The organism is Mycobacterium pinniadriaticum (assembly GCF_026242045.1).
In the GTDB taxonomy this organism is placed as follows: Bacteria; Actinomycetota; Actinomycetes; order Mycobacteriales; family Mycobacteriaceae; genus Mycobacterium; species Mycobacterium pinniadriaticum.
On the sequence record NZ_JAPJDO010000007.1, the window covers coordinates 60776 to 82331 of the forward strand.

The 21556-nt window shown below is 68.2% G+C and carries 22 protein-coding genes; 10 read left to right on the forward strand and 12 right to left on the reverse strand.

Going from position 1 to position 21556, the window contains the following annotated elements:
- Positions 1 to 3: 3 nt before the first annotated feature.
- From ORI27_RS10500 to ORI27_RS10510, 3 genes are all read right to left on the reverse strand, one after another.
- Positions 4 to 1185 (reverse strand): sensor histidine kinase, encoded by a 1182-nt coding sequence (locus ORI27_RS10500; RefSeq protein WP_265996727.1) that lies wholly within the window; start codon positions 1183 to 1185, stop codon positions 4 to 6.
- Positions 1186 to 1265: 80 nt separating this feature from the next.
- The gene (locus ORI27_RS10505; protein WP_265996728.1) at positions 1266 to 1562 is read right to left on the reverse strand and encodes a DUF732 domain-containing protein; all 297 of its coding nucleotides are present in this window, start codon (positions 1560 to 1562) and stop codon (positions 1266 to 1268) included.
- A 137-nt stretch (positions 1563 to 1699) separates the two neighbouring features.
- Entirely contained in the window at positions 1700 to 2533 is an 834-nt protein-coding gene (locus ORI27_RS10510; protein WP_265996729.1) for a sulfite exporter TauE/SafE family protein, read from the reverse strand.
- A 171-nt stretch (positions 2534 to 2704) separates the two neighbouring features.
- On the opposite strand from ORI27_RS10510, the gene ORI27_RS10515 reads away from it, so the two are divergent.
- Together ORI27_RS10515 and ORI27_RS10520 are read left to right on the forward strand one after the other, a co-directional pair.
- Positions 2705 to 3283 carry an HhH-GPD-type base excision DNA repair protein gene (locus ORI27_RS10515; RefSeq protein ID WP_265996730.1) on the forward strand — a complete coding sequence of 193 codons (579 nt, stop codon included), beginning with the start codon at positions 2705 to 2707 and terminating at the stop codon, positions 3281 to 3283.
- Positions 3284 to 3327: 44 nt separating this feature from the next.
- A complete protein-coding gene (locus ORI27_RS10520; RefSeq protein WP_265996731.1) occupies positions 3328 to 3474 on the forward strand; it encodes a DUF1059 domain-containing protein in 147 nt (48 codons plus the stop codon).
- Positions 3475 to 3560: 86 nt separating this feature from the next.
- Here ORI27_RS10520 and ORI27_RS10525 read toward each other — a convergent pair whose 3' ends face one another.
- The 3 genes from ORI27_RS10525 to ORI27_RS10535 form a co-directional block, all read right to left on the reverse strand.
- Positions 3561 to 4961: a wax ester/triacylglycerol synthase family O-acyltransferase gene (locus ORI27_RS10525; protein ID WP_265996732.1), complete on the reverse strand. Its 1401-nt coding sequence runs from the start codon at positions 4959 to 4961 to the stop codon at positions 3561 to 3563.
- A gap of 64 nt (positions 4962 to 5025) precedes the next feature.
- Positions 5026 to 6105, reverse strand: a complete 1080-nt coding sequence (locus ORI27_RS10530; RefSeq protein ID WP_265996733.1) for an Rv1157c family protein — start codon at positions 6103 to 6105, stop codon at positions 5026 to 5028.
- Between the two features lie 14 nt (positions 6106 to 6119).
- On the reverse strand, positions 6120 to 6713 hold the full coding sequence (locus ORI27_RS10535; RefSeq protein ID WP_265996734.1) for a hypothetical protein: 594 nt from the start codon (positions 6711 to 6713) through the stop codon (positions 6120 to 6122).
- Positions 6714 to 6935: 222 nt separating this feature from the next.
- Here ORI27_RS10535 and ORI27_RS10540 point away from each other — a divergent pair, with 222 nt between their 5' ends.
- The gene (locus ORI27_RS10540; RefSeq protein ID WP_265996735.1) at positions 6936 to 8126 is read left to right on the forward strand and encodes a mannosyltransferase; all 1191 of its coding nucleotides are present in this window, start codon (positions 6936 to 6938) and stop codon (positions 8124 to 8126) included.
- Here ORI27_RS10540 and ORI27_RS10545 read toward each other — a convergent pair.
- Complete coding sequence (locus tag ORI27_RS10545; protein ID WP_265996736.1) at positions 8101 to 8388, reverse strand: 4a-hydroxytetrahydrobiopterin dehydratase; 288 nt, start codon at positions 8386 to 8388, stop codon at positions 8101 to 8103. The genes ORI27_RS10540 and ORI27_RS10545 overlap by 26 nt on opposite strands.
- A 27-nt stretch (positions 8389 to 8415) precedes the next feature.
- Here ORI27_RS10545 and ORI27_RS10550 point away from each other — a divergent pair, with 27 nt between their 5' ends.
- Positions 8416 to 8805 carry a (deoxy)nucleoside triphosphate pyrophosphohydrolase gene (locus ORI27_RS10550; RefSeq protein ID WP_265996737.1) on the forward strand — a complete coding sequence of 130 codons (390 nt, stop codon included), beginning with the start codon at positions 8416 to 8418 and terminating at the stop codon, positions 8803 to 8805.
- A gap of 12 nt (positions 8806 to 8817) precedes the next feature.
- Complete coding sequence (locus ORI27_RS10555) at positions 8818 to 10032, forward strand: cytochrome P450 (protein ID WP_265996738.1); 1215 nt, start codon at positions 8818 to 8820, stop codon at positions 10030 to 10032.
- Between the two features lie 32 nt (positions 10033 to 10064).
- Here ORI27_RS10555 and ORI27_RS10560 read toward each other — a convergent pair whose 3' ends face one another.
- Positions 10065 to 10334, reverse strand: coding sequence for a hypothetical protein (locus ORI27_RS10560; RefSeq protein ID WP_265996739.1), 270 nt, complete (start codon positions 10332 to 10334; stop codon positions 10065 to 10067).
- A gap of 144 nt (positions 10335 to 10478) precedes the next feature.
- On the opposite strand from ORI27_RS10560, the gene typA reads away from it, so the two are divergent.
- Positions 10479 to 12377: a translational GTPase TypA gene (typA, locus tag ORI27_RS10565; protein ID WP_265996740.1), complete on the forward strand. Its 1899-nt coding sequence runs from the start codon at positions 10479 to 10481 to the stop codon at positions 12375 to 12377.
- 54 nt (positions 12378 to 12431) lie between these two features.
- Here the strand turns inward: typA and ORI27_RS10570 are convergent, their stop codons facing one another.
- On the reverse strand, positions 12432 to 13271 hold the full coding sequence (locus tag ORI27_RS10570; protein ID WP_265996741.1) for a hypothetical protein: 840 nt from the start codon (positions 13269 to 13271) through the stop codon (positions 12432 to 12434).
- A gap of 55 nt (positions 13272 to 13326) precedes the next feature.
- Between ORI27_RS10570 and ORI27_RS10575 the strand changes: the two genes are divergently transcribed.
- Positions 13327 to 15255 (forward strand): ABC transporter family substrate-binding protein, encoded by a 1929-nt coding sequence (locus ORI27_RS10575; protein WP_265996742.1) that lies wholly within the window; start codon positions 13327 to 13329, stop codon positions 15253 to 15255.
- A 2-nt stretch (positions 15256 to 15257) separates the two neighbouring features.
- Here ORI27_RS10575 and ORI27_RS10580 read toward each other — a convergent pair whose 3' ends face one another.
- A complete protein-coding gene (locus ORI27_RS10580; protein ID WP_265996743.1) occupies positions 15258 to 16262 on the reverse strand; it encodes a RodZ family helix-turn-helix domain-containing protein in 1005 nt (334 codons plus the stop codon).
- 191 nt (positions 16263 to 16453) lie between these two features.
- Complete coding sequence (locus ORI27_RS10585; RefSeq protein ID WP_265996745.1) at positions 16454 to 17455, reverse strand: hypothetical protein; 1002 nt, start codon at positions 17453 to 17455, stop codon at positions 16454 to 16456.
- A gap of 956 nt (positions 17456 to 18411) precedes the next feature.
- On the opposite strand from ORI27_RS10585, the gene ORI27_RS10590 reads away from it, so the two are divergent.
- Entirely contained in the window at positions 18412 to 18921 is a 510-nt protein-coding gene (locus ORI27_RS10590) for a hypothetical protein (RefSeq protein WP_265996746.1), read from the forward strand.
- Between the two features lie 2 nt (positions 18922 to 18923).
- Here the strand turns inward: ORI27_RS10590 and ORI27_RS10595 are convergent, their stop codons facing one another.
- Positions 18924 to 20162: a chloride channel protein gene (locus tag ORI27_RS10595; protein WP_265996747.1), complete on the reverse strand. Its 1239-nt coding sequence runs from the start codon at positions 20160 to 20162 to the stop codon at positions 18924 to 18926.
- A gap of 40 nt (positions 20163 to 20202) precedes the next feature.
- Between ORI27_RS10595 and mshB the strand changes: the two genes are divergently transcribed.
- Positions 20203 to 21069: an N-acetyl-1-D-myo-inositol-2-amino-2-deoxy-alpha-D-glucopyranoside deacetylase gene (gene mshB, locus ORI27_RS10600; RefSeq protein WP_265996749.1), complete on the forward strand. Its 867-nt coding sequence runs from the start codon at positions 20203 to 20205 to the stop codon at positions 21067 to 21069.
- A gap of 46 nt (positions 21070 to 21115) precedes the next feature.
- Complete coding sequence (locus ORI27_RS10605) at positions 21116 to 21523, forward strand: hypothetical protein (RefSeq protein ID WP_265996913.1); 408 nt, start codon at positions 21116 to 21118, stop codon at positions 21521 to 21523.
- The last annotated feature ends 33 nt before the right edge of the window (positions 21524 to 21556 follow it).

Sequence of the window (21556 nt, forward strand, 5' to 3'; positions counted from 1 at the left end):
TCGCTAAACCCGTACGCCCGCCCGGAACTTGGGCACCCGCATGATCACCTTCGTGCCCGCGTCCGGGGCGGTCTCGACCACCAGACCGTAGTCGTTGCCGAAGGCTGCGCGCAGACGATGGTCGACATTGCTCAGCCCGACATGTGCGGCCTGCTCGCCGGAGCCCAGGACGTCGCCATGCCCGGAGCGCAGCGTCTCCGGGTCCATGCCGATGCCGTCGTCTTCCACGCTGATCACACAGTCGGATCCCTCATTGCGGGCAACGATTTCGATCGAGCCGCCCTGCCGCCCGGCCAGACCGTGCCGCACCGCGTTCTCCACCAGGGGTTGCAACGCCAGGAACGGCACCACGACGGTGAGCACTTCGGGCGCGATCTGCAGGGTGACCGACAGATTCGGGCCGAACCGGGCGCGTTCCAGCGTCAGGTAACGGTCGATGTTGCGCAACTCGTCGGCCAGCACCGTATACGGCCCAGCGGAGCGAAACGAGTAGCGGGTGAAGTCGGCGAATTCCAGGATCAGGTCGCGGGCCCGGTCGGGGTCCGTGCGGACGAATGAGGCGATGGTGTTGAGAGCGTTGTAGATGAAGTGCGGGCTGATCTGGGCGCGCAGTGCGAGCACCTCGGCGCGATCCAGGCGGGCTCGTGACGCGTCGAGTTCGGCCAGCTCGAGCTGGCTGGCGGCGTAGCGCGCGACCTCGGCGATGGCCCCCAGCATGCCTGGTGACGGCTCGTCGGTATTGACCACGACGAGGACGCCGATGACCGCGCTGCCGTCGTCCAGCAGGGGTTGGGCCACCACCGCCGGGGCCTGGTCGCGGGCCAGCACCCGGCGCTGGCCGCTGATCGCGTCGCGGGCGGTGTGGTGACACGTCTCGAGGGTGCCCGGCGTCCACAACGGGTCCCCGGGCGGGTCGGTTGCCAACAGTGCGCTGTCGCCGCCATAGATGGCGACGCCGTCGGACCCAGTCAGGCCCCGCAGATGCGGGGCGGCACCGGCCGCGGAGTCGGCATCCAGGCCCTTGCGCAGGGAGTGGGCCGCCAGGGAGGCGGTGTGCAGCGCAGCGTGCACCGTGCGCTCGGCCGGCGTGCTCACCACCCGGCGGGTCAGCACAGCCACGGTGCCGACGATCAATGCCACCGCGACGAGCGCGGCCGCCAGCGCGAGTGCGACCGCACCCGACATGTTCCTCTCCCGTCACCCAGGCGACTGTGTTCGGCCACGGCGCATCCGGGGATCTCGCGATCGGCCAGGGCCGGCCCGGTTTACTGAACGGGGCACGCGTACTTTCGTGCCACATCGAAAACCCGGTCTTGGGCTCCGGGGCCGATAACCCCTTGAGCAGCCAGTTCCAAACCGATGTATCCCGGTATGCCACCTATGCACGCCTGATGGGCAACCCGCCACGCAGTGTCTGGATTGAGGTTGTAGCCATTGCGGGCCAGGCCCTGCATATACAGATCGAATTCCGGTGTGCCCTGGTCTGGTATCGCGTGGGCACTTCCAGCCAACGCAATGGCGGTGGCGACCGCCGTGACAACTGGTGCAATCACCCGTCTCATGTGCGTCTCCTAGGGGCCTATCCAGCGGGAATCGACTCCACGATCGCACAATCCTGCGACGCGGATCCCCGAACCGGATCGATCGACCGTGCCGCCGACGCTCGGCACCGAGTCACTCTGGATCTGGGGCGCGAAGCCTATCCCGGCAACACCATCGCGAGCATGACGACAGCCAGGTAGGTGAGGAAAAGCCAGAACTGAGCGGTCTCTGCCATCCGGTGCGAGATTCGGACACCAAGCGGTGAACCCAGCAGGGCGCCTGCGGTCATTCCCGCGAACGCCGGCAGGTACAGGTATCCGATTGCGGCGGCGGGGAGTCCGGCAGCACCAAGTCCCCCGAGCAGGTAACCGGCGCCCGCGCCGATCCCGATCACCGCGGACAGTCCCGCGGCAATAGCGGATGCGTTCTGAATGCGGTAGCCGGCCGCTTGCAGGTAGGGCACCGTGATGATTGCCGCACCGGCCCCGAGCAGTGCGCCGGTGACCCCGGTCGTGAACCCAGAGATCAGCCGGCTGGGGCGAGAAGGCATCACCGGCCCAGCGGCCGTCTTGTCGCTCGCGCCCGAGCTTCGCGACTGTCTGTAGTGGCGGCGCAGTGCGCGCGCGAGCATGTAGGCGACGAAGCCGACGAAGAACACCCGAAGGACCGGGCCCGGCAACAGGCCGCCGGCAAAGGCGCCGAGTGCGGTTCCGAGCACCACCGGTGGCAACATGTGCCAGAACAGCGGCCAGATCATGTCGCCGTGGCGACTCCGCAAGAAGGTTGTGTACAGCGCCGTGAAGAACATCGCCGCAAGGGATGTCCCGATCGCCAGATGCATCACGTGCTCCTGCGCAACGCCCTGCAGTGGCAAGGCCACGGCCAGCGCCGGCACGATGGTCAAGCCACCCCCGAGTCCGAACAACCCCGAAACCAGGCCGGCGACAATGCCGGCGAGCAGATAGACCAGATAGATCGCGACGCCGGTCATACCTGGTCCGGCGCGGCGTAGCCACCTGCGAGGACTGGCCGGTAAATCGCGTCGTGTCCGAGCATCGGACAATGGTCTCCCGTCGGGCGGCCGTGCGGCGCTGCTTCGGCCGGATCCGACCCATCGCCGACTGCCGATGCCGCAGGCGGCAGCCCGGATAGGCTCTTACCCATGACAGCGAAGCTCTGCTTGGTGCAGGACCCGGAGGCCGACGAACTACTGTCCGGCGACCCGTTCGCCTTGCTGACCGGCATGCTGCTGGATCAGCAGATCCCGATGGAGACGGCGTTCGCCGGCCCGCGCAAGATCGTCGATCGGATCGGTGGCATCGACCCGCGGCTGATCGCCGACTACGACCCCGAGCAGTTCACCGAGAAATTCTCGAAAACGCCCGCTGTCCACCGCTTTCCGGGGTCAATGGCCAAACGGGTGCAGGACCTGGCCCGCGAGATCGTCGATCGCTACGGCGGCGACGCCGCCCAGCTGTGGATCGAAGGTGACCCCGACGGCGCCGAGGTGCTCCGCCGGCTGAAGGCCCTGCCCGGTTTCGGCGAGCAGAAAGCCAAGATCTTCCTGGCCCTGCTGGGCAAGCAGTATGGCGTCACGCCGAAGGGATGGCGTGAGGCGGCCGGTGACTACGGCAGGGCGGGCACTCACATGTCGATCGCCGACGTGGTCGACAAGGGGTCGCTGGAAGAGGTCAGGGCGTACAAGAAGAAGATGAAGGCGGCGGCGAAGGCGAAGGCCTGAGCCATAGAGTGAGCGAAGGCGAAGGCCTGATGACAGGAGGCACCATGAAGACCCACATCAATTGTCCGTGCGGCGAGGCGATCAGCGCCAAGGACGAGGACGAGCTGGTCGAGCTCACCAAGGCGCACCTGGCTGCGGCCCACCCGGGCATGGACTACGGCCGGGACGAGATCCTGTTCATGGCCTACTAGGCCACCTGCGTGAGGTTGAGGCAGAACTCAGAGCGACGATTTGCTCCTCAGATTTCCGCCCTCAGTTCTGCCTCGACGCCGACAGACTAGGTAACCCCGACGGCGGCCTCGAGCTCGGCGAGCGCGGTCTCGGTCAGCGGAATGAGGTCGTCGATGCTGGCCACTACATCGCGGTCGGCCACATAGCCGACGCCGATCTTGTCGGCGTAGGAGCACAGCGTCACGTTCAGCGCCATCCCGTCGTACACCGTGGACACGGGATAGATCTCGTCGACGCGGGCGCCGTTGTAGTACATCTGCTGGCGGGGGCCGGGCACGTTGGAGATCGGCACGTTGTAGCTGGGCCGCACCCACGAGGTGAACGGCAGCAGCGGTGACAACACCGTCGGCAGGATCGCCGGCATGAGTACCAGCAGCATCGCGCCCGGGCCCTGGGCGGCGACCTGATGCTTGACGTTGGCCATCGCGTGGTGGATCAGGTTCAACCGCTGGACCGGGTCCTCGACGGAGGTGCCCAGCGGACACATTCCGAGACCGAACTGGTTGCCGTGCCGGTCGGATCCGGCGGCGTCGCGCCCGCGGACCGTCACCGGGCACAGCGCCACCAGCGACTGGTGCGGGAGCTCGTCCTGCTCGGCCAGCCAGCTGCGCAACACCGCGGCCACCAGCGCCGTCACGACGTCGTTGCCGGTGACTCCGGCGGCCTGCTGAATCGCCCGAATTCGATTGTGGTCCAGGCTAGTTGCCGCAAACGCACGGCGGGAACCCAGCTTGGTGTTGAACCGGGTGTGCGGCGCGCCGAACGGCGGCGCGACACTGGGCGTGGTCAAGCTGCCCACGATGTTGGCCAGCTCCGCGGCCGCCACATGACGGGCCAGACTCAGCCCGGACGTCGCGGCGTTCGCGACCTCCCGCATCGCCGAGAGCGGACCCCGCCGGCGGTGTTGCGGGCTCGGGTCGGCAGGAGCGGAGGCGGCGTAGAACGGCGGCATCGAGCGGCGATCCGGGTCATCGCTGAGCGAGTCGCCGATCATTTGCAGGCCCGCGACACCGTCGATCAGGATGTGATGCACCTTGATGTACAGGGCGAATCGGCCGCCGGCCAGCCCGTCGATCAGATAGGCCATCCACAGCGGCGCCGACCGGTCGAGCCGCTCGGCGTGCAGTTCGGAGACCAACTCCCACAATGCCGCCGTGCCCGAGCCGCGCGGCAGCGTCCGTCGTTGCACGTGGTGGCGCGGATCGAGCTCGGCCTCCTCGCGCCACACCCACAGGCCGCCGGTGTCAACGCCGCGATGCGGGCGCCGGCGCAGGCGCGGGTCGACCGGGTCGGACGAGGTCAGGCTCTGTTCGTACAGCTCGTCGACGAACTTCGCGCGCTTGGCGCCCTTGGGCGGGCTCATGATCAGCATCACCGCGACGTGCATCGGGCTGGAGAGCAGCTCGCCGGTCAGCATCAGCGCGTCGATGGGGTCGAGCGTCTCCATGTCGAACCGACCCTTCGTTGGGCTGGGATTTCGATTTCCCAAGCCTAGCGCCGCAATTCGCAGTTCAGGGCACGACGGTGGAACCGATGGTCGGCATGAAGGTGCACTGCTTGTCCACGGTGGTCACCTGGCCGAAGATCGTCGACATGATGCTGCCCGAGCCGGTGTCGGCGATGGCGGTCAGCGTGGTCGGTCCCTGCGAGTTGATATCGGGATTGGGTTTCAGCGTGACGCTGCCCGACTTGCCGGTGGTCAGGTTGACCCAGGTGACGTTGAGCGGCAGCTTCTGCTCGGCGGCCGGGGCCGGGGTGCCGACCGCGGTGAACACGTAGGCCGTCTGGCCAGGACCAGGCCCGGGCGTGGGGATCTTGGCGGGACCGGCCACCGACAACGCGGTCGCGATCACGTTGCCGCCGTCCTTGAGGCACCCGTTGCTGATCGACGGGTACATGAAGTCCTGGGTGGGCGGGCTGGCCGGGTCGTAGTTCGGGGTGGCGGCCGGAGCGGGCGCCGGAGCCGGGCCGGGGGCGGTCACCGAGTTGGCGGCCGGCGTCGCCGAGGGAGTCACGACCGTCACCGGCGTGGGCACCTCGGGCATGGCGTCGGGCGCCGGCCCGACGGCGTGCGTCGGGTCGATGCCGGTGGGCAGGTGTGCGTCGGCGCCCGGGATCGCACCGGGCGTGAAATCGGCGGGAAGGTGCGCAGGCAGGGGGACGGGACCGTTTCCGGTGCCGGGCGTCAGCAGCGGCGTGGTGCCGTGCGGGACGCCACTCAGTGCCCGGGCGGCGGGGGGAGCCGCCGACGGCACCGCGGCGGAGGGTCCGGCGGCCCCGCCCTCCTGCACGAATTTGGTGACCTGTTCAGCCAGCGCCGCCGAACCGGCCGGCGTGGTGGCGTTGCCGGCGAGCTGCGAAGCCGCCGCGAGCAGCAGCGACTGCGCCGATGTGGGGTTCCCCGCGGCCTGCTGAACCACCGGGCCCAGAAGCTGCATGGCGTCGAGGCCGGGCAGCTGGCCGGGATCCAGCGGGATGGCCGGATCCGCGGCCGCAGCCGGGCTGAACGCCAGGTTGGCTGCGGCCACGAACGCGGCGGTGGTCAGCAGAAGAGCCCGCTTGGCGATCTGCGGCACGGTGAGCTCCCTCATCGGGTGGTGGTCGGTCAGGGCAGGGCGGACAGCGGCAGCAGCTGGCCGATGCCGGCGCCGCCCGGGGTGGTCGGTGCGACCGGCGGATTGCTGGCCGGCGGCACTCCGGCCGGCCCCGCGACCCCGGTGGCCACCGGGGCTACTGGTGCCGGCTGACCGACCGCCAGGCCGTCGCCGACCTGGACCGGGAACGGCACGTTCGACGGCGTCAGGTTGGCCAGGTCGCCAGGTACCCCCAGCTGGTTCAGCAGCGGGATGATCGGGCCGGCGATACTCCCACCCGATGCGGCGGGAGCCGGCGCGGTGGCAGGCGTGCCGGGCAGCGGCGCGGTGGCCGGCACGCCGCCGATCGGCGAGACCGGCACCGTGGACGGTGCGCCGGTGAGGGCCGACGCGCCACCGAGTGCGGTCGCGGCGGTCTGTAGCAGCGCCGCGGCGCTGGCCGGGTTGGTGGCGAATTGCTCCAGCATGGCGAGCCCGGGCACGCCGGGAACGGCCGGCGCAATGCCGGGGTCGGCGGCCGCCGACGGGCTGAATGCGAGTGCGGCCGAGCACAGCGCGGCAGCTCCAATCGCGTTGGCGGCGAACAGCTTTGTGATACGTGGCATGGTTATCCCAATCCTTCGGATGCAGGTCTGAACCCGAAGGTAGTCCGTTACTGGAGTTACTCAAGTGACACGTGTGGTGGTTATTCAACCGTTACGGACGTGATGGGAGATGGTGATGCGGGGCCGTCCACCGGACGCGATTTCGGCGCGCTTTCGTTCGCTCAGCGGCGGTTAGCGCGCCGAAGTCGCGGAGTCGGAAGCATCCGTCGCTACAGTCGCACGGTGGACACAGTGGCCCCCGCGGCCTCGGCGGCGCGGCCAGCTTGGCTGGCTCCGGTGTTGCTGGCCGCCAGTGTGGCCGCCCGGCTGGCATGGACCTACCTCGCCCCCAACGGGGCGAACTTCGTCGATCTGCACGTCTATCTCGGCGGCGCGGGCGCACTCGACCATCCCGGAACGCTCTACTCCTACGTCTATGCGGATCAGACGCCCGACTTCCCGCTGCCCTTCACCTATCCGCCGTTCGCTGCGCTGGTGTTCTACCCCGTGCACCTGCTGCCGTTCGGGTTGGTCGCATTCTGCTGGCAGTTGGGCATCATCGCCGCGCTCTACGGCGTGGTTCGGGTCAGCCAGCGGCTGCTGGGTGTGCGCGCCGGACAAGGCCGCGGCGTGACGATGCTGTGGACCGCCGTGGGGATCTGGATCGAGCCGCTGCGGAGCAACTTCGACTACGGCCAGATCAACGTCATCCTGGTGCTGGCCGTCTTGTACGCCGCCTACAGCAGTCGGTGGTGGCTGTCGGGTCTGCTGGTCGGTGTGGCGGCCGGGATCAAACTGACTCCGGCCATCACCGGGCTGTACTTCCTGGGCATGCGCCGCTGGGGTGCGGCGATCTTCTCGGCGGTCGTCTTCTTCGTCACGGTCGCGGCGTCCATCGCGGTGATCGGCCAGCAGGCCCGCTTCTACTTCACCGACCTGCTCGGCGATGCCGGCCGCGTCGGCCCGATCGGGACCTCGTTCAATCAGTCCTGGCGCGGCGCTATTTCGCGCATCCTCGGCCACGACGCCGGCTACGGACCGGTGGTGCTGGCCGGGATCGCGGTGACCGCGGTACTAGCGCTGCTGGCCTGGCGTGCGTTGGGCGGGGAGCCGCTGGGTTCGTTGCTGGTGGTGCAGTTGCTCGGCCTGCTGATCTCCCCGATCTCGTGGACCCACCACTGGGTGTGGTTGGTGCCGTTGATGATCTGGCTCATCAACGGGCCGTGGCGGGCGCGCCCGGGCGCGCGGGCGCTGGGCTGGGGCTGGCTGGCGCTGACCCTGATCGGCGTGCCCTGGCTGCTGAGCTTCGCCCAGCCGACGATCTGGCAGATCGGCCGGCCCTGGTATCTGGCCTGGGCCGGTTTGGTCTACATCGTGGCGACGCTGGCGACACTGTTCTGGATCGCGCTCAGCGGTCGTCGAGAATCTCGTTGATCTCGGCGGCCATCTGCACGTCCTTGTCGGTGATTCCACCTTCGGAATGCGTGACGAGTGCGAAAGTGACTGTCCGCCATCGGATATCGATGTCGGGGTGGTGATCCTTCTGTTCGGCGTGCTCGGCGACGCGCCGTACGGCATCGATGCCGGCCAGGAATGATCCGAACTTCACCGACCGGCGAAGGGCTCCGTCGGAGCGTTCCCAGCCGTCGAGATCCTCGGCGGCGGCGTCGACTTCTTCATCGGTTAACACGGCCATGACTCGACGGTAGTACCGTCACACGCGATGTCCACCCAGATCGTCGTCGCCGGAGCCCTGATCTCGGGTACGGCGCTGCTGGTGGCGCAGCGGCAACGTCCGCCCGAACTCGCCGGGCTGTGGGAGCTGCCGGGCGGCAAAGTGGCCGCGGGGGAGAGCGAGGCCGACGCGCTGACGCGGGAGCTGCGTGAAGAGCTCGGGGTCGACGTCGTCGTGGGCGAGCGGCTCGGTGCCGATGTCGCGATCGGACAGTCGCTGATCCTGCGGGCCTACGTCGTCAGGCAGACCGGCGGGGTGCTGCACCCGCACGACCATCGCGCGCTGCGCTGGGTCGATGCTCGCGAGCTGGGGGCGCTCGACTGGGTGCCCGCGGATCAGGCCTGGCTGCCGGAGCTTTCGAAACGCCTTGGAGTCTGAGCCCGTCACCCTATGATCTGGGGCGTGCTCACGGACGTCATCGCCGGCGTCGATCTGATGGACGGCCGGTTCTACGCCAGCAGCGAGGCGCGGGATGCCTACCGCTGGATGCGCGAACACCAGCCGGTGTTCCGGGACTGCAACGGCCTGGCCGCCGCCACCACCTACCGTGCGGTGATCGACGCCGAGCGGCAGCCCGAACTGTTCTCCAACGCCGGCGGCATCCGCCCGACGACTCCGGCGCTGCCGCACATGATCGACATGGACGATCCCGCGCACCTGCTACGGCGCAAATTGGTCAATGCCGGCTTCACCCGTAAGCGGGTTAGAGACAAGACGGAATCCATTGCGGGACTGTGCGATACGCTGATCGACGCGATCTGTGAGCGCGGTTCGGCTGACTTCGTCCGCGATCTGGCCGCACCGCTGCCGATGGCCGTCATCGGCGACATGCTCGGCGTCGCACCCCGGGATCGGGCCACCTTGCTGGCCTGGTCCGACGATATGGTCGTGGCATTGAGTTCGGTGGCCACCGAGGAATCGCTGACCACCGCGGCCAACGCGCTGAGTGCCTACAACGAGTTCATGGGCGATTTCGTCGCTGCCCGCCGCCGCGAAGCCGCCGATGACTTGGTCAGCGTCCTGATCGCCGCCGAGGTCGACGGCCAGCGGCTCACCGATGAGCAGATCCTCGCCGAGACCCTGTTGATCCTCATCGGCGGCGACGAGACCACCCGGCACACGCTGTCGGGTGGAACCGCGGAACTGATCCGTCATCCCGATCAGTGGGAGGCGCTGCGCGGCAACGCCGAGTTGCTGCCCGATGCGGTCGAGGAGATGCTGCGCTGGACCTCGCCGATCAAGAACATGTGCCGAACCCTGACCGCGGACGCCGACTTTCACGGCACTTCGTTATATGCCGGGGAGAAGATCCTGCTGATGTTCGAATCGGCCAACTTCGACGAGACGGTTTTCGGGGACCCCGAGGTGTTCCGCATCGACCGTCAGCCCAACAATCACGTCAGCTTCGGGTTCGGCACCCACTTCTGCCTGGGTAACCAGCTGGCGCGGCTGGAGCTGACCACCATGACCCGACGGGTGCTGGCCCGGCTACCGGATTTGCGGCTGGCCGAGGGTGCGCAGCTGCCGCTGCGGCCCGCCAACTTCGTCAGCGGGCTGGAGGCCATGCCCGTGGAATTCACCCCGACCGCGCCGATTTCACGCTGAAGTCCGGGCTGGGGTTGCTCCGCCGGTAAGGGTCAGTAGTGCAGCGGGTCAGCCACCGTGACGTCGGCGCGACTGTCCGGGTGTGCCACGGCGTGCACCGGGTGCATCAGCACGGGATGGCGGCAGTGCGCACACGACTGCGGCTGCCGGCGATCCGACGAGACCGTCAGGTGGTGACAGTTCGCGCAACGCACGATGTAGGCCCCGCCGATCCAGTTGAGCAGGCCGAGGTAGATCCCGGCGGTCGCGGCCGTCCCCAGGACGACGATCAGCGCGATGGTGAGAACTTCGTAGACCGTCATGCCAAACCTCCCATTTGACGGTTCGAATTCAGAGTAGCTCCGCAGGCTTGGTGCCCGCTGGCAGTGCGCAGGAGTTGTTGGTCCAATCCGGACGGTCGCTCCCCGTTTTCGCAAAAGGGCACCTGCGCTGCCAGAATCAGGGCCGTGAGCAACCAGGACTTCCGCAATGTCGCCATCGTGGCGCACGTCGATCATGGCAAGACCACGCTGGTAGACGCCATGCTGCGGCAGTCCGGTGCGCTGACGCACCGCGGCGACGACGCGATCGAGCGCCTGATGGACTCCGGTGACCTGGAGAAGGAAAAGGGCATCACCATCCTGGCGAAGAACACCGCCGTCCATCGTCATCACCAGGACGGCTCGATGACGGTGATCAACGTCATAGACACCCCCGGCCACGCCGACTTCGGCGGCGAGGTCGAGCGGGGATTGTCCATGGTCGACGGGGTGCTGCTGCTGGTCGACGCCTCCGAAGGCCCGCTGCCCCAGACCCGCTTCGTTCTGCGCAAGGCGCTGGCCGCGCACTTGCCGGTGATCCTGGTGGTCAACAAGACCGACCGGCCGGACGCACGGATCGCCGAGGTCGTCGAGGAGAGCCACGACTTGCTGCTCGACGTCGCGTCCGATCTCGACGAGGAGGCCCAGGCCGCCGCCGAGAAGGCCCTCGACCTGCCGACTCTGTACGCGTCGGGTCGGGCCGGCATCGCCAGCACCACCGCGCCCGCCAACGGTGAGAACCCCGACGGGGAGAACCTCGATCCGCTGTTCGACGTTCTGCTCGAGCACATCCCGCCGCCGCAGGGCGATCCGGAGGCTCCGCTGCAGGCGCTGGTGACCAACCTGGACGCCTCGGCGTTCCTGGGCCGGCTGGCCTTGATCCGGATCTACAAGGGCCGCATCCGCAAGGGCCAGCAGGTGGCCTGGATGCGGGAGGTCGACGGACACCCCGTCATCACGAACGCCAAGATCACCGAGCTGCTCGTCACCGAGGGCGTCGAGCGCACCCCGACCGACGATGCCATCGCCGGTGACATCGTCGCGGTCGCGGGCATCCCGGAGATCATGATCGGTGACACGCTCGCCGACGTCGACCATGCCCACGCACTGCCGCGCATCACCGTCGACGAACCGGCGATCTCGGTCACCATCGGCACCAACACCTCGCCGTTGGCCGGCAAGGTGTCCGGCCACAAGCTGACCGCGCGAATGGTCAAGTCCCGCTTGGATTCCGAGCTGGTCGGCAATGTCTCGATCAAGGTCGTCGACATCGGCCGCCCGGACGCCTGGGAGGTGCAGGGCCGCGGTGAGCTGGCCCTGGCGGTGCTCGTCGAACAGATGCGCCGCGAAGGTTTCGAGCTGACCGTCGGCAAGCCACAGGTGGTGACCCGCACCATCGACGGCAAGCTGCACGAACCGTTCGAGGCAATGACGATCGACTGCCCCGACGAATTCGTCGGCGCCATCACCCAGTTGATGGCCGCCCGCAAGGGTCGCATGGAGGAGATGACCAATCACGCCGCCGGATGGGTGCGGATGGACTTCATCGTGCCCAGCCGCGGCCTGATCGGGTTCCGCACCGACTTCCTGACGCTGACCCGGGGCACCGGGATCGCCAACGCGGTGTTCGACGGTTACCGGCCGTGGGCCGGGGAGATCCGCGCGAGGCACACCGGTTCGCTGGTGTCCGACCGCGCCGGATCGATCACGCCGTTCGCGATGATCCAGCTCGCCGACCGCGGCCAGTTCTTCGTGGAGCCGGGTCAGGACACCTATGAGGGGCAGGTCGTCGGGATCAACCCGCGAGCCGAGGATCTCGACATCAACATCACCCGCGAGAAGAAGCTGACCAACATGCGGTCCTCCACCGCCGACGTGATCGAGACGCTGGCTCGTCCGCTCGAACTCGATCTCGAGCAGGCCATGGAGTTCTGTGCGGCCGACGAATGCGTAGAGGTGACCCCGGAGATCGTCCGGGTCCGCAAGGTCGAACTGGACGCCACCAGCCGGGCCAGGGCCAAGGCGAGGGCGAAGGCGCGGGGCTGATATTCCGCGAGTGTGAAGAATTTGCGGGATTTCGCCGATTTTCCCGCAGAGGTTTCACACTCGTCGCGCCCGGGCGTTCGTCACCCAGTGGATGATGGCGCCCTCGGTGTCCTCGACAGTCACCCGGATGACGATCCACCCGAGTTCGGTCAGCGCATCGACGCGCCGGATGTCGCGATTGAACTGCCGGCGATCGGTGCGGTGGTGGTCGCCCTCGTACTCGACGGCCACCTTGAGCTCCGGCCATGCCATGTCCACGCGGGCGATGGCCTGGCCGTATTGGTCACGCACCACGAATTGTGTTGTAGGTGCCGGAAACCCGGCACGGATCAGCAGAAGCCGCAGCCATGTTTCACGGGGCGATTCCGCTCCGCCATCGACGAGCGCCAGGGTGGCGCGGGCCTGTGCGATCCCGCGGTGATTGCGATAGCGCTCGACGAGTTCGTCGATGTCGGCCGGTTTGAGGCGCGTCGCGTTCGCCAGTGCGTCGATGACCGCGACGGCGCGGTCCGACCGATACCGGCGCGCCAGGTCGAGGGCAGTGCGGGCCGGGGTGGTGACCGGTACGCCACGCAGGACGACGACTTCGTCCTCGGCCAGCCGGTCGGCCCATGTCCGAATGCCCGGGGGCGGGTGCCGGTTGTCGTGAATCAGTTCGGCGGGCTCGTTGGGGCCTACCCACTTGGCGCCATGCCAGGCTGCTGCGGAATGTCCTGCCACCACGCCGCGGCGCCGGGACCACAGCCAGGCAGCCTGTGCGCGCCCGACTGCGGACAATTGGCTATCGCGGCGGACGTGGACACCGGGATAGACAGACCTGAACGCGGTGCGTAGCCCGTGGGGTGTGACGGTGCCGGCAGCCACCGCCTCGCTGCCGATTATCGCGCCGACCATTTCCGCAGTGTGCTCATCGGGTCCGACAGCACCGAGACCGCGAATCGCTACTCTGATGGGCGTGCCGGACAGACATCGCAGCCTACAAGCCCTGGCTGTGTTGGTGTCTGTGCTGTTCACGGCGGCGTGCACGGTCAGCCCGCCGCCCGCCCCGCAGAGCACCGAGACGTCGGAGGCGCCGGCTCCACCACCACCGCGGGCAACCCAGATCATCATGGGTATCGACTCCATCGGCGCCGGATTCAACCCGCATCTGCTCTCCGACCAGTCCCCGGTCAACGCGGCTATCAGCTCGTTGGTGCTGCCCAGCTCCTTCCGGCCGGTGCCCGACCCGGCCACCCCGACCGGCTCCCGCTGGGAGATGGATCCCACCCTGCTGGTCTCGGCGGAGGTCACCAGTGAGGACCCGTTCACCGTCACCTACAAGATCCGCCCGGAAGCGTCCTGGACCGACAACGCGCCGATCGCCGCGGACGACTTCTGGTATTTGTGGCGTCAGATGGTCAGCCAGCCCGGAGTCGTCGACCCGGCAGGCTACGACCTGATCACCGGGGTGCAATCGATCGACGGCGGCAAGACGGCGGTGGTCACGTTCTCCGAGCCGTATCCGGCCTGGCGTGAGCTGTTCAACGATCTGCTGCCGGCACACATCGTCAAAGACGTGCCGGGCGGCTTCCCGGCCGGCCTGGCTCGTGCGCTGCCGGTGACCGCCGGCCAATTCCGGGTGGACAATATCGATCCCCAGCGCGACGAGATCCTGTTGGCGCGCAACGACCGGTTCTGGGGCCCGCCTGCCCACCCTGACCAGATCCTGTTCCGCCGCGCGGGCGCGCCGGCGGCGCTGGCCGACTCGATTCGAAACGGCGACACGCAGGTGGCTCAGGTCCACGGGGGCGCGGCCGCGTTCGCGCAGCTGTCGGCCATCCCGGATGTGCGCACCGCACGGATCGTCACCCCGCGGGTCATGCAGCTGACGTTGCGGGCCTCCGAGCCCAAGCTGTCGGATCCCGCTGTGCGCAAAGCGATCCTGGGTCTGCTCGATGTGGATCTGCTCGCCGCGGTGGGGGCCGGCAGCGACAACACTGTCACCTTGGCCCAAGCGCAGGTGCGCACCCCCAGCGACCCCGGCTACGTGCCCACCGCGCCGCCGGCGTTGGGCCGGAAGCGGTCGCTGGAACTGCTCGAACAGGCCGGCTTCCAAGTCGACCGCACCCCCACGGAATCGCCGCTGCAGCCGCCGCCGTCAGCCGGCTCACGCACCACCACCGAGGCGCCGGGCCCCCCGGAGATCACCCGCGGCCGGATCAGCAAGGACGGTGAGACGCTGTCGCTGGTGATCGGGGTGGCCGCCAACGACCCGACGTCGGTGGCAGTGGCCAACACCGCGGCCGATCAGCTGCGCAGCGTGGGGATCGCCGCGACCGTCCTGGCGTTGGATCCGCCGGTGCTCTACGGGGATGCGCTGGTGAACAACCGCGTCGACGCGATCGTCGGCTGGCACGCGGCCGGAGGTGACCTGGCCACCGCGCTCGCCTCCCGCTACGGGTGTCCGGCTCTGGAGGCGACCGCGGTCTCGACGACGCCGGCCGGCGCGACCACCACAACGACACCGGCACCGACATCGAGTGCGTCGCCCGGCCCGGCCACCAGCACGCCGACGGCCACCGCGACACCGACGACCACGACCCGGCCCCCGGCTGCACCGGAGTCCGGCGAACTCGTGCAGGCGCCGTCGAACCTGACCGGAATCTGCGACCGCAGCATTCAGCCCAATATCAATGCCGCCCTTGATGGTTCGGCCAAGATCGGCGACGTCATCGATCTCGTCGAACCCCGGTTGTGGAACATGGCCACCGTATTGCCGATCCTGCAGGACACCACGATCGTCGCGGTCGGTCCGAGTGTGCGGAACGTGAGCCTGAGTGGCGCGGTGCCGGTCGGCATTGTCGGCGACGCGGGCCGGTGGGCCAAGGCCGCGCCGTAGGCCTACCCGCCGGCGGCGGCCTTGTGAGCGCGCTTGGAGCCGCCGACTCCGCTCTTCCTCGGTCCGGCGGACTGACCGCCGCCGGCGGTGTCGGCCGACCCGGAATCGCCGGTGGCCGCGGCGGGGGAGGCGGTGGTGCCAGGCACCGCTTTGGCCGAGTTGATGACCTTGGTGACTCGGGCGGACGCCGCCGTCGGCGCCGGGACCGTGGGGATCGGCGACGTCGCAACCCCGGGCCCGGCGGTGAGGTCGGCGTAGATGGTTGTGCGCCCCTCGTTGACCTCGTTGACGAGATCGGTGACAGCGGTTGTCACCGACGCGTGAATCGGGGCGCGACCGTTGGCGAACGCGGTGGCGAAGTCGCCGGTCTGGGCGAGGGTCGCGGTGAACGCTGTCGCGCCCTCGACCGCGCCGCCCAGAATCGTCAGCGGTCCGGTCACCAATGCTTGGGCGGCGATGTTGATCGCGTAGTCGACGGCGTGCTTGTAGGCGGCGAACGCCCGGTCCAGGGTCTCCTGCAGGGCGAAGCCGCCGGCAGGAACTCGTGGCGCGAGCAGCAGGCTGAAGGTATTCGTGATCGGCACCTGGATGGCGAGCAGCGCGACGCCGAGCGCCTGCGCGACGTCCTGACCGGCCTGCAGCGCCGTGACCAGCGCGAACGGGCTGGAGATCAGCCCCTTGCCCAATCCGACCAGACCCCAGCCGGTGAACGGCGCGTAGGTCGGTGCGGGCGCGGGGGTATTGGGACCGAGGCAGTACGTCTCGCATTGCTGCGTGCTGCCGATCAGGATCGGCGCCGCGGCGATGATGTCGCCGAGAACGTTGATCCCGATCTGGTACGGGATTGCTCCGAACGCGGGAGTCGTCACGTCGGTGAGCTGGATGTGAGGCAGGTGTACCGCGGCGATACGCCCGTCCTGACTCGCGGCCAGCGGGCTCACCGCGATGACGCCGGCCCCGGCGAGCGCGATGCTGGTCTTGTACAGCGAGCTGGCTGCATCAGGCATTTCAGGCTCCTTCGCCGAGTTTGTGCCGACCAGCGAAAACTACCTGAGAGCAACCTGAGAAACGGTCGATTTCGGCGTGACGGCCTAGGTTGCTTGAGCGCGCAACCAATGCCGGAGCGCGTCAATGACCGGGTTGGCGTGTCGGCGGTGCCGCTGGCTGCGGCTTTGGGCGGCCGGTGGCAGGTCGCGGACTAGCCGGTGGCGGCGCCGGACTTCACATCCCGGGCCGACCCTGCCATCGAGTGTGTTGACCCGGTCGCCGGCTTGCTGCTGCTGCCGCTGTCCCTGCTGCTGGATGCCTTGGTCGAGGTCGTCGGCTGCGACGACGGCTGGGTTGACTTCGACGTGGGTGTGATGCGCCGCAGGCCGGCGGCCGACGGTGCGTCATCGTGGTTGCGGGCCGACTCGGCTTTGCCGTCGCGGGTCGGACGAACCGTGCCGCCGGTGGCGGACTGGGCGGCGTCGGTCGCGGTGCTCTGGATCACCAGGCGACTCGCGCTGGCCGGCGGTGGCGTCGGTGGTGGCTGGCGGCCGTAGAGGACGTCCCTGATCCCGTCGAGGAGGATCAGCCCGGGGCCGAAGAACGCCGTGATGGCCGATTTGACGGTGTCGAGGACGCCGGCGATGTCTCCCTGGAGCAGGTCCAGGGCGGCGGTGATGACGAACTGCGGCACCCGGATGATGACATCCACCACGGCGTAGGCGGCCTCGACGACTTTCCCGCCCAGGTAGGAGGTATCGGCAACCAGGCTGTTGATCGCCTCGGTCACGTCGGTGCTGAACACCGTCGAGGTAAAGCCGGTGCTGGATGCGACAGGGGTGGCGTTGGGGGATTCGACGACTGTGCTGGCGACGGGCTCAGGCCGGTAGGCAGTTTGCTCTGGCGGGCCCGCGGCGAGTTGCGTCTCGGGGCCCGACTCGGAGTTGACCTCGCGGCTGATGCGATCGGCGTCGGCGGCCAGCGCGGCCAGGATCTGTGCCAGCGCGGGACCGATGCCCTCAATTGACAACGGCGGCGTCAGTGCGCTGAGCAGCGACTTGTCGGACGGGCTGAGCAGATCGGGGCTTGTCGACAACTGCGTCGTCGAGATCTGCATATCCCTGGATGGGGGCGCGAGGGGGTTGGCGACGACCACAGTGGCCGCCACCAGCGCCACTCCTGTGGTGAGGAATGGCCCCAAGGCCCGTCGCATGCCGTCTCCCTCCGCTGTTTGCGGCATGGCTAAACGAGAACGATACCTGAGAGGAGGCTGATAAGGCTAAAGACTCTTCCTGAGAATTTTTGCGAGTTTGTCGGCCGGCTGTGCGGCCGTCGCGGCAGAAACTTATTGGGACCCAATCCAATCCGTCCGGGGGTACGTCTGAAGGTCGACTGAGGGTCCTGGCGGGTGCAACGACCGGCTAACTTCGGTGCGGAGAATCGACCTCGTAGGGGCTGTGACGGGCGTCACGGAGTCGCTACATGGCACGGCACAATGCGTGCGTGGGGGTTTGTCAGACCAGCCACTGCGACTCGATCGGCCGACCTGTTCGGGGGAAACCCCGCGCAGCCGATTGACCTAGCGAAAGTCCGATACCACGTCGGACACCAGGATCAGCTGGTGCTCACGTCGTAGATCGTCCAGCCTGGCAAAGATATCGCGGTGCGGCACGCGGACGGTCAGCGACTCCCGTCGCGCCTCGGCGAGCAGCGGTGGTTCGCGCGTGGCGATCCAGTCCTCGTGGGCCCTGGGGCCTTCCCGTCACCGCGGGCCGGCTGCTCTCGCCGTTGGCGATCGAACGCCGGTGTAGACGGCGGGTCATCGCCTGCCGAAGCGAGGATGCGTTATTCGGCGTGAGCGGCGACATTCCCCACGTTCTTCTACCCGATGCGGTCACGGTTGTCAGTGGTCATGAATAGATCGGTTGACGACCAATCAATCTCACCCGCGGTGTGGCAAAGAACGGTTCGTGCGATCGATACGCGGGCAGGCGAAAATCGCCCGATTTCGGTCGACTTCTCGTTATCCCTGCTCGACGCCGACTTTCGAAACCGGCAATGTCGTTACCAAACTGCTGTCGTCCAGATGCATTGATGCTCAGAGATTTTCGTCAGCGAAAATTGCCAGAGACGTATTGTCATGGCTTTGTTCACCGATATAGTCGGGTGATGGCGGACACCGACGAAGATGTCGAAGTGTGTTCTGCCCCAGGGTTTACCACGCCGACAATTTGGCAGCGATTGTCGCCTATTGCCATTGTGATCGCGCTGATCGCTCTCGCCATGTCGATCTGGGCAGTGGTGTCGGCATCCGCGAACGACGCCGATACCGTTGCGCTGCCTGGTAATCCGAAGGTTCGCGTGTGTAATGCCTTCGATATGGTCGTCAGGGCTGTGGCGCTGCAGACGCGCACCGATCTGAGTCGGGGCCCGAACCCGCCGGCCGCGGGCGTCGGCAACACGGGCCTGGCACTGGTCGGTGGGGGTGACTACCTCCTGCGCCAGCTCGACGCCGACACCCCGGCACATCTTGCCGATGCGGTCCGGGCGTTCGCCCGCGATCTACAAGAGATCGGGATGAACACCCTGGCAGGTGGGTCGTACAACGATCCTCGGCAGGCGGCTCGACAGGCCGAAGGCGAATTCGATCGCAAACAAGTCGAGGACCTGTGCGCGTGACCTCACCGGCTTGATGCGCCCGCGGCCCGCTTCCTTAGCAGGCCATCGAGGTGATGGGTCGCGATTGCGGCGGCGGCGAACACGATCAGCAGCCATAGGGGTGGGTGGGCCAACTCCCACACGAACAGCGCGGCCCATGTGGGTGCTCCCTGGGTGACGGCCAGTACGCCCGCGGCACAGGCCAGGGCCACCGCCGGCACGCTGACCGTCAACGGGGTCCAGGTGTTCACCGCCAGTGCGACCACCGAACCCATGGCCGCCCCGGTGGCCAGCGCGGGGGTGAGCATGCCGCCGACGCCTCCGGCCCGCAGGAACAGCGCGGTCAGCAGTGGCTTGAGCAGCAGGATCGCCGCCGCCGAGGCGAGGGTCAGGCCGCTGCCGACGCTGACGGTCAGCACACTCTTGCCGTTGCCGGGCAGTTCGGGCCACCAGTGCGACAGGACTCCGACGGCCAGGCCGGCCGCCGCGATCGCGGGGATCAGCAGCCACGAGTCGCCGACCCGATGGGCTTTGCAGTAGTCCATGAGCCGGTTGAAGCCCCGCCCCACCGCCAGAGCGAGTGGGGACAGCACGACCGCGAGGCCGGTCAGCAGGTACGACAGCTCGGGATTGGGCCAGTGCAGCGGTACTTCGAGGTGGGTGACGGGGGCGGCCACCGCCACGGCGAGGCTCGAGGTGATGAGTGCGGTCCCGACGGTACGGATGCTCCAGCTGCGCAGCACGATCTGAATGGCGAACAGGGCACCACCCAGCGGCACGCTGTAGACCGCGGCCAGACCGGCGCCGGCCGCGCAGCCGAGCAGAATTCGACGGTCGTCGGCCCGCAGTGCCCACCTCGAGGTGCCCAGGTCGCCGAGTGCGGCGGCGAGCTGGCGCGGCGCGCCCTCCCGGCCCAGCGACGCGCCGGAACCGACCAGCAGCACCTGAAGCCCCGCATCGAGCGATAACGCCAGTCTCGGCATCGGCGCGGGTGCATCTATGGCGTCTGTCAGCGAGGGCACAGGTGTGCGCCGGCGCAGCAGCCACCACCCCGCGCCGGCCAGGGCGCCGCCGATCATCGGGCCGACCGCGCGCCGCACCGGGCTCGAGCCGGTGACCCCGTCGAGCAATGTTCCGAAACTGTAGTGATAGGTGAGGTGCTCGATGGTGTGCAGCACCAACGTTGTCGCGGCGCCGGCGAGCCCGGCCAGTAGACCGATCACGCCGACCGCGCAGCCGAACTCCAGGTGGCGCCGGTTCACGCGCCGAATCTATGTCACCGGCCCCGGTAGGGTGAGGTTCGTGGCTTCGCAGGAGACTCCGCGGTTGTTGTTCGTGCACGCCCACCCCGACGACGAGACGATGAACAACGGCGTCACCATCGCCCGCTATGTGCAGCGGGGCGCCGAAGTCACCGTCGTCACCTGCACCCTCGGCGAAGAGGGCGAGATCATCGACGATCGGTGGCGGCGGCTGGGGGTTGACGAGGCCGACCAGCTCGGCGGCTACCGGATCGCCGAATTGACAACCGCCCTGCAGAAATTGGGTTTGGCGGGACCTCGGTTCCTGGGCGGGGCCGGCCGGTGGCGTGACTCGGGCATGCCCGGTACTCCGGCACGCAGTCACACCAAGTTCGTCGACGCCGATTTCGAAGAAGCGGTCGGCCTCTTGGCGGACGTGATCGACGAGTTGCGGCCACACGTGGTGGCCACCTACGACCCCGACGGTGGCTACGGCCACCCCGACCACATCCAGACCCACCGCATCACCACCGCCGCCGTCAACACCTCCACGTGGCGGGTGCCGAAGCTCTACTGGGGTGTCGTGGGTGCCAGCGCGTTCCGGGACGCGGTCAATGCGCTCGGCGAAGAGGACGTGTTGCCGGACTGGATCCGGCCGCCCGCCGACGTCGAATTCGGTTTCTCCGACGACAGGATCACCGCGGTCGTCGAGGCACCCGAACACATGTCGGCCAAGGTCGACGCGATCGCCGCGCACGCCACCCAGATGCTGGTGGGGCCGACCCGGCGGGCATTCACCCTGTCCAACAAGCTGGTCTTACCGGTGATGTCCGCCGAACACTACGTGCTCGTCGAGGGCACCGCGGGTCCGACCGACGGGCGTGGTTGGGAGACCGACCTTCTGGCCGGTCTTGACTTCGGGCAGTAGCGAGGGTCGCCGGTTCGCCGGCCGTGTCTCTCGCCAGCAACCCGACCTGATCGCGACCAAACGTTCCGCCGAGGACCCCGGCGCGACCGATCCGGCCATCCGGACCGTGGTGCTCGCGCTGCTGGCCGTCGACGGGGTCATCTCGGCGGTGGCCGGCGCGTTGCTGCTGCCGTTCTACCTCGGTCCGGCCCCGGTCCCCATCAGCGCAGTCGTCAGCGGGCTGGTGAATCTGGCGCTGGTGTGGGCGGCCGCCCACTGGACGGATTCGTCCCGGCTCGCCGCGTTGCCGTTGCTGGCGTGGCTGGTTACGGTCGCCGCGCTGACACTCGGTGGGCCGGGCGGGGACATCATTTTCGGCGGGCCCGGAGTCATGGCCTACTCGGTGCTGGTGTTCTTGGCCCTGGGCGCTGCGCCCCCGGCCTGGTTTCTGTGGCGGCGCCAGCGCTCGACCTGAGGCGGGCGACCGCCTCGGTGCCCTCACCGCACA